10 protein-coding genes are annotated in these 14,017 nt (G+C 35.2%); all 10 read left to right on the top strand.

Going from position 1 to position 14,017, the window contains the following annotated elements; translation table 11 throughout:
• The first annotated feature begins 68 nt into the window (after positions 1-68).
• A complete protein-coding gene (locus HUW51_RS06195; protein ID WP_185273119.1) occupies positions 69-803 on the top strand; it encodes an SDR family oxidoreductase in 735 nt (244 codons plus the stop codon).
• Positions 804-957: 154 nt separating this feature from the next.
• On the top strand, positions 958-1,725 hold the full coding sequence (locus HUW51_RS06190) for a S1/P1 nuclease (RefSeq protein ID WP_185273118.1): 768 nt from the start codon (positions 958-960) through the stop codon (positions 1,723-1,725).
• A 979-nt stretch (positions 1,726-2,704) separates the two neighbouring features.
• Positions 2,705-3,685: a YpdA family putative bacillithiol disulfide reductase gene (locus HUW51_RS06185; RefSeq protein WP_228466940.1), complete on the top strand. Its 981-nt coding sequence runs from the start codon at positions 2,705-2,707 to the stop codon at positions 3,683-3,685.
• A gap of 88 nt (positions 3,686-3,773) precedes the next feature.
• Entirely contained in the window at positions 3,774-4,499 is a 726-nt protein-coding gene (locus HUW51_RS06180; RefSeq protein ID WP_185273117.1) for a DUF4184 family protein, read from the top strand.
• Between the two features lie 1,253 nt (positions 4,500-5,752).
• Positions 5,753-6,535 carry a polysaccharide biosynthesis/export family protein gene (locus tag HUW51_RS06175; RefSeq protein WP_185273116.1) on the top strand — a complete coding sequence of 261 codons (783 nt, stop codon included), beginning with the start codon at positions 5,753-5,755 and terminating at the stop codon, positions 6,533-6,535.
• A 31-nt stretch (positions 6,536-6,566) separates the two neighbouring features.
• Positions 6,567-8,951, top strand: coding sequence for a GumC family protein (locus tag HUW51_RS06170; protein WP_185273115.1), 2,385 nt, complete (start codon positions 6,567-6,569; stop codon positions 8,949-8,951).
• A gap of 302 nt (positions 8,952-9,253) precedes the next feature.
• Positions 9,254-10,576, top strand: coding sequence for a flippase (locus HUW51_RS06165; RefSeq protein ID WP_185273114.1), 1,323 nt, complete (start codon positions 9,254-9,256; stop codon positions 10,574-10,576).
• Positions 10,577-10,579: 3 nt separating this feature from the next.
• A complete protein-coding gene (locus tag HUW51_RS06160; RefSeq protein WP_185273113.1) occupies positions 10,580-11,521 on the top strand; it encodes a nucleotide-diphospho-sugar transferase in 942 nt (313 codons plus the stop codon).
• A gap of 6 nt (positions 11,522-11,527) precedes the next feature.
• Entirely contained in the window at positions 11,528-12,643 is a 1,116-nt protein-coding gene (locus HUW51_RS06155; protein WP_185273112.1) for a glycosyltransferase family 4 protein, read from the top strand.
• A complete protein-coding gene (locus HUW51_RS06150; RefSeq protein ID WP_185273111.1) occupies positions 12,627-13,952 on the top strand; it encodes an O-antigen ligase family protein in 1,326 nt (441 codons plus the stop codon). The genes HUW51_RS06155 and HUW51_RS06150 overlap by 17 nt, the downstream gene beginning before the upstream one ends.
• Positions 13,953-14,017: the final 65 nt, after the last annotated feature.

The raw sequence follows: 14,017 nt of genomic DNA, 5'->3' as shown, positions 1-14,017 counted from the left end.
AGGCAACTTCCCAGCCATAATTGTAATTGCGCGTAAAAGAAAATTTTTAAAAATAATCTTTTGCGCGCATGAATTTATCAGGAAATACTGTTTTAATTACCGGGGGAGCTTCCGGTATTGGTCTGGCCTTAGCCGAACGTTTTTTGCATGCCGGTAGCACCGTAATTGTTTGCGGCCGCCGCGCTGACAAGTTACGGGAAGCTAAAGCCAAGCATCCGCAGTTGCATACCCACGTGTGCGACGTAAGCCAGGAAGTAGATCGACAGAAATTATTTGATTACGTTACCAGCACTTTCCCGGAAGTAAATGTATTAATCAACAATGCGGGTATTCAAAACCGTCAGGCAATTGTAGGCGATTCCCGGCCTTGGTCTTTTCACCAAAACGAGATAGCCATTAATCTGGAAGCACCCATCCATTTGGCTATGTTGTTTATACCGCATTTACAGCAACACCCGCAAGCGTACATTATTAACGTTACTTCCGGTCTGGCTTTTTCGCCGTTGGCTCAGGCGGCTATTTACAGCGCTACCAAAGCGGCTTTGCATTCGTTTACTTTGTCGCTGCGCCATCAACTAACCCATACTTCCATTAAAGTTTTGGAAATTGTGCCGCCGGCGGTACAAACTGATTTGGGTGGCGCCGGCATTCATACTTTTGGCGCACCCTTAAACGACTTTACCGATGGCATTATAGCGGGCCTTACCCGCGGCGACGAAGAAGTGGGTTATGGTACTTCCGAAATAAACCGCAAAGCTTCGCGCGAGCAACTAAACGAAATTTTTAATCGCATGAATGGCTGATGGCGAAACTGCTATTTGTTTAAAATTCCTTTAAATTATATTTAATGCCGGACGTAATGCAGGGCGGTTTTACTTCCACTGAATTTAACTTTACCTTTACATATAATAACCAGGATAACCGGTTGTTTTGTGAAGTTTAATAGTTTAGTATGTAATGAAAAAAGTAATTAGTTTTTTATTAGTTTTTCCTTTCCTCATTAACCAGGCATTTGCTTATGGCCAAACTGGACACCGGGTAGTGGGGTTGGTAGCGGAGCAACATTTAAGTAAGAAAGCCCGCAAAAAAGTACTGCAGATTTTAGAAAATAACTCGCTGGCCGAGGTTGCTAATTTTATGGACGATATCAAGTCTGATCATGCCTACGACCACACCCACGACTGGCACTGGGTAACCATACCCGATGGGCAACAGTACGAGCAAACCCAGAAAAACCCACACGGCGACGTGATCATGAAGATTGAAGAGCTAATACAAACGCTCAAAGCTGGTAAACTCACCCCGGCTCAGGAACAAGAAAATTTAAAATTTTTGATTCACCTGGTGGGCGATCTGCACCAGCCTTTGCACGTAGGCGGCCAAGACGATATGGGCGGCAATAACGTAAAACTGCAATGGTTTGGCCAGAACTCTAACTTACATCGGGTTTGGGATAGCGACATGATTGAAGGCAAAGATTTAAGCTACACCGAACTCGCTGCTTTTCTGGGCGAACCCGATAAAGCCCAGATAAAAAGCTGGCAAAGCACCAACGTAAGAGCCTGGGCCTCCGAAATGACAACTTACCGGCCGCAAGTCTACGCCATCCCACCTGACGGAAAATTAGGTTACCGCTACTCCTACGATAACTTTAACACCATTCAGAAATTATTACTGCAAGGCGGTATCCGGCTAGCCGGTTTGTTAAATCAAATTTACGGGTAAAAGCCTAGTAAAGAATTCAATTTTAAAAATGCCCGATCAGAAGCTGTTTTGATCGGGCATTTTCTATTTAAAGCTAACTAACCGGCTAATACCCGCTGCGAAAACTAATTTTTGTGGTGAAGTAAAGTTTATCCGTTTACGTACTCCCTAACCAAAAGAGTTTGGCTGTACCCTAGCCCTGAAGTAAACTAAAACAGATTGGTTGTTTATACCTAAAGCCTACAGTTGTACTAATACCAAATCGTATTAATAAGCTACCATTGATTTTGCTTGATAAATAGCGTTTTCTTTGGAGCCGGTTCCCGTCTCCATGCTCAAGTGCTATCTTATTTGAAAAGTAGCCAGTTCGCCTCGTGGCCGGCGGGCCTCGTTTGACTCTCTCGTACTCGCCAGCCTTCCTTTCCTCGACTCCGTCTACGGAATTTTGCTGCGCAAAACCGGAACCCTAGCAGGTGCTCAACAGCCAAACTGGGATCAGTGGCGAGTAGCTACGGTTTTTCTGACTTACGCTTTTTAGAAAAGATAATTAGAGTATATAATGTTTGTACTTTAAGTTTTGGTAGTTGTATAGGTGCGTATGGAGAAATTCTAAACCAAAGAATATTGCTGATTCTCTGACATCTGTAAACAAGTAGCTAAACGCAAAGATACCAGTTTGGCTGTTGAGGGCCTTTTAGCGTTCCGGTGCCGACGCAGGAGGCATGGCGCAGTGCAACGAGCCAAGGTTTGCTAAACCGCCCGAAAGAGCCAAACGAGGCCCGCCGGCCACGAGGCAAAACTTGAAGCCAGCAAGTTAGATAGCACCAATGCATGGAGACGGGAACCGGCTTCAAAGAACAACATCAAAATCCGCTATAGCAACTACTTCTTAACACTAACCTAATTTAATAACTCCCGCAGAAACGACTACTTTTGCTTTTACAACGTAGTTACGTTTTGTATCATAAAGCCAACAATTATTTGGTGTAGTTTATTAAGTATGATGGATTCTCCTGTTTTAGATATTTTAATTATTGGTGCCGGTCCTATTGGGCTGGCTTGTGGGCTGGAAGCTAAAAAAGCCGGCTATTCGTACCTGATCGTGGAAAAAGGTTGCCTGGTAAATTCCTTATATAAATACCCTTTAAACATGACCTTTTTCTCTACTGCCGACCGGCTGGAGATTGGCGGTATTCCTTTTGCTTCCATTCAGCCTAAACCTAACCGGCCCGAAGCCCTGGAGTATTACCGCCGGGTAACCGATTCACAAGCGCTAAACGTAAATTTATTCGAAGAAGTAACCGCCTTAGGCGAATCAGAGGGTATTTATCAAATTACAACGTCCAAAAGTACTTACCGGGCCAAACACGTAATTATTGCCATCGGCTTTTACGACGTACCCAACCTGTTAAACATTCCCGGCGAAGGTTTACCTAATGTCCGGCATTATTACTTCGACCCGCATTTTTACTACAAACAGAAAATTGTGGTAATTGGGGCCAATAACTCCGCCGCCGATGTAGCCCTGGAAACTTACCGCAAAGGTGCCGACGTAACCATGGTCATCCGCGAAGCCGAACTGGGTCGCATTAAATACTGGACCAAACCCGACCTCGAAAACCGCATTCAGGAAGGTTCCATTAAAGCTTACTTTCAATCGCACCTTACGGTAATCCGGGAAAACGAAGTAGATGTACAAACCCCCGCCGGGCTGGTTACTTTACCGAATGATTATGTCTTAGCCATGACCGGCTACCAGCCGCAGTTCTATTTACTCGAAAAGTTCGGCATTACCTTATCCTCGGACTTAAGACGCCATCCTTTCTATAACCCCGATACCATGGAAACGAATCGCAAAAACGTGTTTCTGGCCGGGGTTATTTGCGGCGGCATGGATACCCACATCTGGTTTATCGAAAATTCCCGCGAGCACGCCGTTAAAATTATCCGGCACATTCAGGCGCAAACGCAAGCTGGGTAAAGAACCCGCAAAACCAGCTACTTGCGAATGCCAGTAAAACCTTTTATACTACTGCTGTTATTAACTACTGCTTCCAGATTTAAGTAAAATGCCGTTTACCTTTTCGCATCCCGCCATTGTTCTGCCGCTTTACTACTTACCCCGAAAGACCCGGTCTATGACCGGTTTAGTGGTAGGAAGCATGGCTCCGGATTTTGAAAAGTTTTTCCGGATGAGCATTCATGATGGTTTCAGCCACACCTGGCCCGCTATTTTTTATTTTAACTTACCACTGGCCATTCTGCTGAGTTTTGCCTTTCACCAGGTAGTGCGCGATCCTTTGATTGATAATTTGCCTGGTTTTTTAAAAAAAAGATTAGTGCTTTACAAAGGTTTTAACTGGCTCAGCTATTTTAAAGCGCATTATTTGATTGTTGTGTTTTCTATATTAGTGGGCGTCCTATCTCATCTCACCTGGGACAGCTTTACGCACCCGGGCGGCAGGTTGGCTTTAATGCTGCCCTTTTTATCAAACTGGATAGAAGTTTTCAATCATTATATGTTATTATCTACTTTTAGTGATCGGGTAAGCTCTATTTTGGGTTTGTTGGTAATTAGCGGGGTAATTTTTACCAGTCCTTTTAGGGAGATTCCTGAGGGAGCAGACAATAAAAGAAGAAATTATTGGTTTATCATGGGGTTTATGATTGTATTTGTCCTTTCAGTCCGGTTGCTGATTGGGATTGAATCTGATAACTTTCTCTGGGATTTTATAATTTCTATCATATCGGCTACCTTATTTAGTTTGTTTGTTACTTCTTACGTAGTTCGATAAAATTCCATCATAACTTAAGAAACTGTTTTACCAGGCCAGAATTTAATGCTTTGTCTGAATAAGAGCCTGGGTTAGAATATATATATACGTTTTCACGAGCAGCTTTAATAAAAATGCAATCACCTTTACCTTCCTAAACTTAGGAAAGAAGCTTGTACCCCAACTTAATGTATATTATATATATTGCTTCATTGATTTTTTACTATATAAACCTGATAATTTAGAAAGTAAATATTCTCCGCTTTACATTCCGGATTTAGACTTCAGGTTTATTTAGCTGGCTTCACGCAATAAAATGTACATTCTTCGGTGTTAAATATTTCGGAGCATCCGGGATTTAAAAAACACAGAACGCGCCAGGTGTAATTCAGTCCAAAACTTTTGAATCATACCCTACCTAATACTTTCATTGCAGCAGATGGATTGGGGCAATCGGTATAGATAAAATATTCTAAAGATTTTTCTAAAATACCCGGTAACAAATCAGCAACTAACCGGATTTATAGTTGAACTACAAAAGAAGGAGCTAATCTGATAAATAGAATAAAGAAGATTGAAGGATATACAAGAGGCTGTTGCATTTTTAAGTAAAAGTTAATAGTAACGCTTACTATATCTTTAAACAAGACAGACTTGGGTTTATTGTATTGCAAGTATTCTTGATTATGTTCAATTTAATTGGTTCTACTTATAGGAGTTGTATATAAGTAATTTAATATGCTTGCTGGTTTTAAATAGTTGTTATTTTAAGCTAGAAAGTGATTTTATATATTTTAAAATATATAATTAAAGAAGTTGTGTTATAATTACTTAGTTGGGTGTTTAAAGGTTAGATTGGAATAGTTCTATTTTGCTACTAAATGTCGGCTTTGTATAAGGTATTTAATAGGGTTTTATATAATCCTTATATACATTAATAGGTTTTTTTAAATATTTGTAATAATCAAAGTCAAAGTTTAATTATTTTAAAAAAAACTTAAGGCATACGAAACTTATTTATTTTGGTTTCATGTTAGGCGGTATATTATAAAAAATCTCTCTATTGTATAATATTATTCATGCGCTAATTTACAATCAATTAGAGAATTCAAAATTTCTTTGAACATTATAAAATAGCTGTTCTTTAAGTATAAATCGCTTATCGTCAATGTACTACTAACTAGAATTAAAACTTTGTTCTAGATTTTATCTGATTTTTATTATTAGCCCTAAAATAAGTCAAACTATCGAATTAATTTTTACCTAACTTCTAAATGCGTCTTTTTACTCTCCGAATCGTAGGCTTATTGCTGTTTGCCTTACTTACTGCTTGTAGTTCTTATAAAAACATTCCTTATTTCCAGGATTTAAATAGGACGGCGCCTTCCAAAGAAGATATTACTAATTTTTCGCCACTTAAAATTCAGCCGGGTGATATTTTAGGTATCCACGTAAATAGTTTAAATCCAGAAGCTTCTGCTTTATTTAATTATAATATGAACCGGATGGCAGGGCCCAGTAATGAGTTCTTTTATAATAACCCGGTAGTTGGTTTTTTAGTGGATGTTAACGGAGAAATTAATTTGCCTTTAATCGGCACCGTAAAAGTATCTGGTTTAACTACTACGGAGATACAGAATAATTTAACTGCGCAACTGGTTACTTTCCTTAAAAAGCCCGTGATAAATGTTCGTATTTTAAATTTCAGGGTATCGGTTTTGGGGGATGTACAAAACCCGAATGTGTATACCGTTCAAAACGAGAGAATCACTATCACGGATGCTTTAAGTTTAGCCGGCGATTTAAACATTACCGCTATGCGTAATAATGTTCTCCTGATCCGCGAAATAGACGGAAGCCGCGAGTATTATCCCATTGATTTAACTTCTAAGAAACTTATGGAATCGCCTTATTTCTACCTCCGGAACAACGATGTACTATACGTGCAACCCGATAAATCAAAATTCGCTACGGTTAACCGGGGTTATCAAAATGCAAATCTGGTGTTCTCGGCTGTATCAGCTCTTTCCATCCTTTTAACGATATTCTTAAGGTAATTTTGCTAGTTTATTAATAATAGCTTAGTGTATGAGTACTACCCAGCAAGCAGCCCAGTTTACCACATTTACCCTCCCTGCCCGAGAAGCCGAGTCGTTTGATATTAAAAAATTAGTAGATAAATACCTGTACCATTGGCCGCTCTTCGCGTTAGGGATGGTACTTTCAGTAGTGGGTGCTTTTTATTATTTGCGGGTAACCGACCCCACTTACGAGGTAAAAGCAGCGCTGGAATTTAAAGACCTCAGAAAAACAGGGGTTAATACAAATAACAAGAATTTATCGCTGAACGAAATAGCGCCGAATACCACTAAATTAGTAGAAAACGAAATGGAACTGTTGAAATCCCGGAAGCTGGTGCACCAGGTAATTATGGATTTACAGTTGTGGGTTTCTTACCAGCACCAGGATAGCGTAAAAAACCGGGATTTGTATGCCATTACTCCCGTAAAACTTACCTTTTTAAAGCAGCCCACTACGTTTACTATTCCGGAACTGGAAATTCAGATAAAAAATAAAAATAGCTTTATTCTAAAAGAACCGGATGGCAAAACGAAAGAATATGCTTTTAACAGTCCCATTCAGAATGATTTAGGTAATTGGCAATTAAAACCAACTGCTAACCTAAACTGGTTTATTGGTTCGGAAATTAAAATAATTATTCAGGACCCGGACATTGTTTCGGATGCGTACCAGCGGAACCTGAAAGTATCCATGGAAAACAAATTAGCACCCTTTGTTTCCCTGGCCATAAATGAGCAAGTTCCGCAACGGGGCCGCGATTTTCTGAATACTTTATTGGAAACATACAGTAACGATGCAGTTAATCAAAAAAATAATGAAACGCAAAAGAATTTAAATTTCATTAACTCCCGGATTGATTCACTGGCAAAAGAATTAAGCCGTACCGAGGAAGAGTTAGAAGATTTTAGAAGCTCGCAGGGTATTACTGATATTTCTTCTGAATCGAAAGTGTACCTGGATAATGTGCAAGCTAACGAAAACAAGCTAAACGAGGCAACGGTACAACTTAATGTTATTCAGGGTATTCAAAATCACCTCAATTCTCCGCAAAATAAAAATACGGTACCAAGTTTAGTGGGTATTGCGGATGAAGGTTTAGTTCAACTCCTGCAAAAATTGTCGGATTTCCAATCGCAACGCGACCAGATGCTGGCTACTACTCCCGAAGCAAACCCCATTTTTGAGCCCATTGATCTCCAGATTAAAACGACCAAAGAAGCTATAAACGAAAAAATAGAAAATATTAAATCTTCGTTTCTGACAACCCAAAAACAACTCCAAGCTTTTAACCAAAAGTTTGAAGGTTCCATTAAAAAATTACCGGGGCAGGAACGACAATTGATTGTATTACAGCGGGAACAAGCCAGTAAAGAAAAGTTGTACACCTACCTGCTCGAAAAAAAGGAAGAGGTGGCCCTGAGTTATGCTTCTATCTTATCGGATGTGCGGATAGTGGATGATGCCCATGCCGGTCCGGTAAAATGGCCACAGATCCCTATGGTATTGGGCATTGCGCTTTTATTAGGCTTAGTGGCTCCGGCAGGATTTATCTATGCCCGCGAAAATTTAAACGATAAAATCATCTCTCGTCAGGATATTGAAAACGAAGTGGACGTACCCATATTGGCAGAGTTATCGCACCAGAATTCAAAAGAAGCGATTGTGGTTACCAATGGCCGGGGCAATTTTGCCATTGGGGAACAATTTCGGACCCTGCGCACGAACTTGTATCACGTGCATAACCACAATGAGGGTGGCCGGGTTACCTTAATTACTTCCAGTACCGGGGGAGAAGGAAAAAGCTTTGTAAGTACTAACTTAGGGGTAGTACTGGCCCATTCCGACCGGAAAACAGTTATTCTGGAAATGGACTTACGTAAACCCAAAGTTTCCCAAGCGTTTAAGATATCCCTCGAACAACAAGGCATTAGTGATTTCCTGAATGGACAAGCAGCTTTAGAGGACATTATTCAAGCTTCGGGCATCGCTAACCTGGATATAATTGGCTGCGGTAGCATATTACCTAATCCTTCTGAATTACTGGAGAAAACGAAATTAGACGATTTAATCCTGATTCTGAAAAATTGGTACGACGATATTATTATTGATAGCCCGCCCATTCACTTGGTTACGGATGCCGTTATTATCTCCCGCGTAGCCGATGTAACCTTGTATATCGTGCGGCAAGGCTTTACCCGTAAAATTGAACGTGACTTTATCAAACAAGTATTTAAAAGTAAGAAAATGCCTAATATGAAAATTGTTTTCAACGGCATACAAGGTGAAAAATTTGGCTATGGATATAACTATGATGATAGTTATTATAATTCCTATAATCCCGACGTGAATAAGCCAGTTACACGATTTAAAAAATTCTTTAATCGATTTTAATTCTATTCACTATGAAATAAGTTGTTATATCATTTAATAATATAACAACTTGGCTATTCTAAATCCAAAAAATCTAGCTATACTTTGTTAACATAACTACTTGATATGAAAATTAATAAATATCAAAAATTAATTATAAAAAGTAAGTTTATAAATACAATATACACCTAAATATAATTATTTATGATTGCCATAAATTTAAAAATCAAAAATTCATACTAAGTAATAAACATTACAGCTTGATAATGATTCATGTAGCAGCTTAAATAAGTATGTAAATTTAGAAATAATACAAAATATTAATGGAAGTTCTAAATGATTTTGTAGGGAAGCTAAAAAATAAACAAAAGATAATCTTTAATTCCATATGGGTAATTGGTGATAAATTAATAAGAATGTTTGGTGGTTTAATCGTTGGTATCTGGGTGGCTAGGTATTTGGGGCCATTCAATCTAGGCGCTTTAAATTATGCACTAAGTATAATTGCTATTTGTGTGCCAATTATAAGTTTAGGTTTAAATAATATTGTACTAACAGAATTAATAAAGGAGAATAATAAAGGACAAGTCGTTTTTACTTCATTAATTTTACGATTATTTTCAGGTTCTATTATTTGTTTTTTGATTTTCCTATTTTCTTTTACTTTAAATAATGAACCTTTAATAAAGTATTTATTAATTATTTTATCGTTTCAATGTATTTTCCAAAGTTCAGAAATTTTTGATATCTATTATCAATCCCTAACTGAATCAAAAAAATCAGTTATTGCAAAATCAAGCGCGTATATTATTATTAATATAATAAAAGTTTTTGCATTATTAAATGGTTCAAATATTTTAATATTTGGTTTGTTGTCAATTGCAGAAACTTTTATAGCGGGAGTTATATTAACTTATTTTTATTTGATAGTTTCAAGACAAACCATAAATGAATTAAAGTTTGATCTATCTTATGCTAAAAATTTATTGTCACGTTCATGGCCATTAATAATTTCTGATTTATTCATTATTATTTACATGCGGATAGATCAGTTAATGATAAAGAATATGGTTGGTAATACAGAACTTGGTAGATATAGTGCAGCCGTTCGCTTATCTGAAATACACTATTTTTTAGCAGGAGCAATATGCATTTCAGTTTATCCTTCAATTATACAGCTTAAGGAAAAGAATGAAACAGACTTTTTGAATGCATTCCAAAAGCTATTTAATATCCTCTGTACGATTTCAGTTGTATTCGCAATAATATTTACCTTTTTTTCTGATATAATTGTTAACACACTCTATGGAATTGAATATAATGGAGTAGGTGGGGTATTAGCAGTGCATATTTGGACGGGAGTATTTGTATTTTTAGGAGTGGGAAGTAGTAATTGGTTTATAATCAATAATTTACAACGACATGTAGTAATTAGAACTATAATAGGTTTAAGTATAAATATTATTCTAAATATTGTTTTAATACCTGAATATCAAGCCTTTGGTGCCGCTATAGCGACACTTATAGCACAAATGTTTGCAGCATTTATAGCAAACTCTTTTACAACAAAAACACGTGTTATTTTTAATCTACAATTAAAATCTTTTTTGGTATTCTTCAAGCCATCAATTAAAAATTATATTTAATCTATGCCTGTTCCTCCTGTATTAATTATTGGCTTCAACAGACCTAAACACATTCAACAAGTTTTTAATGCAATCAAGCAAGCAAAACCTAATAGACTTTATATTGCAGTAGATGGGCCCAGAAAAGATAGAAAGGCTGATTTGATTAATGTTCAAGAGACAATTAATATATTCGAAAATATTGATTGGCCATGCAATGTCAAAAGATTAATACGTAAAGAGAATTTAGGGTGTAAAATGGCGGTAAGCTCTGCTATTACTTGGTTTTTTGAACATGAAGAACAGGGTATAATACTAGAAGATGATTGTTTGCCTTCATCTTCATTTTTTAATTATTGTGAATATTTACTTGATAAATATAAGTATAATGATTCTATAATGCATATAAATGGCGTTAATTTTCAAGATGGTATTGTAAGAGGAACTGGATCATATTATTTTTCAAAAATTTGCCATGTATGGGGTTGGGCAACTTGGAGAAGAGCATGGGAAAAATATGATATAGAAATGAAAGAAGTTGAAACCTTTTTTGAATATAATATCTACAAAAGTGTTATCAATTATCCTAATTCTTTAAAATATTGGCAAAGTGCATTTTATAAAACAAAACAAGGCTTAATTGATACTTGGGATTATCAGTGGGTGTATTCTGTATGGAAAAATAATGGCTTAGCTATAGCTTCAAATTATAATTTAGTTTCAAATATTGGCTTTGATGAAATGGCTACTCATACTAAAGATATAGATTTAAATGTATCAGGAAAAGCTTTAGAATCTATTAAAGGAGAAGTTCAAGACTGTAGTATTTACATACCACACTATGATGCAGATATTTATTCTTGTAATAAATTATTTACGGTGCGAAAAAAGAATTTATTTGTAAGATTTAGAAATAAAATAAAGAGTGAAATTTTAAAAATAAATAGTTATTATAATAGTAACTGAGCATTAATGAAAGTTTTAGTAGATTTTCAAATATTTTTTCTTCAAAGATATGGTGGAATATCTAGATACCATGCAACTATTAATGATTATATAAATGCTTCTAAGAAGGAAAGTAAATCATCTATCATAAACCTTGGCTGTAATAACGCCTATACATCATCACAATTTGAACTTTTAAAAATTTTTAATAGGAAAGGATGTAGAAGGCTTCTTTATGCAATTAACAAGTATGTGGTAGCTTTAAAAATTAATAAGTTTGACATTTTCCATCCAACATATTATGATTCATATTTTCTAAAATTAAATTCATCTACTCCTTATGTTATAACAATACATGATATGATTCCTGAGATTTTTTTTAAAGAATCGATGAAAACTCTTATTGACAACAAAAGGAAAATAATTTTAAATGCTTCAGCAATAATTGCAATTTCAGAAACAACAAAATCTGAAATATTAAACCTTTATAATATAGACCCTGATACCATACACGTTATTTATCATGGCTACCCTGAAGCCTTTACAATGCATAATGTAAGTGAAAATAATAATAACCTTATTACTGATGGTTCATATATTTTATTTATAGGACAAAGAGAAACTTATAAAAATTTTATATTTTTTATCAATGCGGCTTCAAACTTCTTAAAAAAGAATAATATTCAATTAAAAGTAATAGGAGGTCCTGCTTCATCTCAGGAGTTAAAATTGATAGAATCTCTTAATTTGACAAATAGAGTTATTTTTAAGAACCATGTTTCAGACTTTGAGTTATATTCTTTCTATGCTAATGCACTTTGTTTCGTGTTTCCTTCCCTCTCAGAAGGCTTTGGTATGCCATTACTAGAAGCATTTATAGCGAATTGCCCTGTTGTTTGTTCTGATATTCCTATATTTAGAGAAATCTGTGGGCCAGCTGCTGAGTATTTTAAATTAGACAATAAGGAAAACTTAGAAAAAAGTTTAGAGAATATACTTAATAATAAACTCCTCCGGAAAGACTTAATCAAAAGAGGTAAAGAACAAGTTAAAAAATTTCAATGGAGTGATGCTGCAACAAAAACCCTTAATGTTTACCAATCTGCTTTGAAAAATAATAAAACTTATGAAAACAATATATAAAATAAATAATTGGGTTTTATTTTTTCTTGCTATTAGTATTCCTTTTTTAAACTCTTGGAAAATTGGTGGACATAGTATAGCGAATTTTACACAAATAACTATTATTTTATTATTATACTATTTTGTACTTGTTTTAAAATCACCATTACAAAATAATCCTTATAAAAGTACAAGTTCTTTTCTTACTATTTTCCTTTTTTTATTTACTTTATCTATCGTCTTTTCCCTTATTCAGGTAGAAGATATAAAGCAAGGATTTACACAATTTTTTAATTATTTACAAATTCTGATTATATATATTATACTATCAGAAATTACATTTTATGACAATGCATTTGAGTACGTCATTAAAGGATTGTATTTTGGGTTTTTAATATCAGTATTTATTTCAATAATGCAATATTTTGGGTTTTCTGCATTTAACTTATTTACAGAAGATCAACTAAATTCAAATACAACTTTTAGTTCAAATGAAAGTGAATTAAGTGTTTCACGTATCTGGGGGCCTTTTGGTAACTCCTTAACTTTTTCTCTTTATCTTTCTGTTGTTGGATTAGTCCTTTATGTTTATTTTAAATATTATAAAAATAGAAAACTTGTAGCATTATTTTTACTTATACTTACATTGCTTTGTATTGGTTTGACTATCTCCAGAATGGCTCTTTTTGCATTTGGTGTATCTTTATTTATTATGGAGTTTATAGCTGGTACTAAAAAATATAGGATAATTTATTTGGGTTTATTATTAGTCTTATTTTTTAGTTGGGAAACAATACTAAACCAGATTGCAGGTGGTAGCCCTTTACTAAGTAGAATTAATAATTCTCAGGATGATTTACAAAAAGGCAGATTAGAATTATGGGAAGTTGGTTATCAGGTTTGGAAGGATAATATCTTTTTCGGTTCGGGCCCAGGCAATCTTGCATACGAACTTTATCATCATGGTTGGAATACATCTATTGATAAAATAGTTTATACAAACACCGCTGGACATGTGGAAAACTTCTATTTAACTGTTTTATTTACTTTTGGACTAGTACCATTCCTTTTTTATTTTCTATTTTTTTTAAAATATAATATTGTAGCACTTTCATTATTTTATAATTCATTTAAAAATAAAATAGATTTAATGTCTATGATATTGTTTCCTGGATTTTTATGCTTTTTTATTAATAATCTTATTAATCCCGCTTTAAATAGTGATCAAAGGATACAGCTTTTATTTATATTTCTACTGGTACTAACAAATATTTATTATAAGAAAAGTAAATTAGTTAATAGCTTAGCTAATGCAAATTATAGATTATAAAGTGAAAAATTATTGTAGCTCAAAAAATAGAAATCTAAGACTAATTCTCCAAAATTTGTAAAAAG

Origin of the sequence: Adhaeribacter swui, assembly GCF_014217805.1 — a bacterium.
Classification (GTDB): Bacteria; Bacteroidota; Bacteroidia; order Cytophagales; family Hymenobacteraceae; genus Adhaeribacter; species Adhaeribacter swui.
This window is presented reverse-complemented; position numbering and strand designations above follow the sequence as displayed.

Coding starts and splice junctions, on each gene's coding strand:
- HUW51_RS06195 (WP_185273119.1), top strand. CDS start 69: ATGAATTTATCAGGAAATACTGTTTTAATTACCGGGGGAGCTTCCGGT.
- HUW51_RS06190 (WP_185273118.1), top strand. CDS start 958: ATGAAAAAAGTAATTAGTTTTTTATTAGTTTTTCCTTTCCTCATTAAC.
- HUW51_RS06185 (WP_228466940.1), top strand. CDS start 2,705: ATGATGGATTCTCCTGTTTTAGATATTTTAATTATTGGTGCCGGTCCT.
- HUW51_RS06180 (WP_185273117.1), top strand. CDS start 3,774: ATGCCGTTTACCTTTTCGCATCCCGCCATTGTTCTGCCGCTTTACTAC.
- HUW51_RS06175 (WP_185273116.1), top strand. CDS start 5,753: ATGCGTCTTTTTACTCTCCGAATCGTAGGCTTATTGCTGTTTGCCTTA.
- HUW51_RS06170 (WP_185273115.1), top strand. CDS start 6,567: ATGAGTACTACCCAGCAAGCAGCCCAGTTTACCACATTTACCCTCCCT.
- HUW51_RS06165 (WP_185273114.1), top strand. CDS start 9,254: ATGGAAGTTCTAAATGATTTTGTAGGGAAGCTAAAAAATAAACAAAAG.
- HUW51_RS06160 (WP_185273113.1), top strand. CDS start 10,580: ATGCCTGTTCCTCCTGTATTAATTATTGGCTTCAACAGACCTAAACAC.
- HUW51_RS06155 (WP_185273112.1), top strand. CDS start 11,528: ATGAAAGTTTTAGTAGATTTTCAAATATTTTTTCTTCAAAGATATGGT.
- HUW51_RS06150 (WP_185273111.1), top strand. CDS start 12,627: ATGAAAACAATATATAAAATAAATAATTGGGTTTTATTTTTTCTTGCT.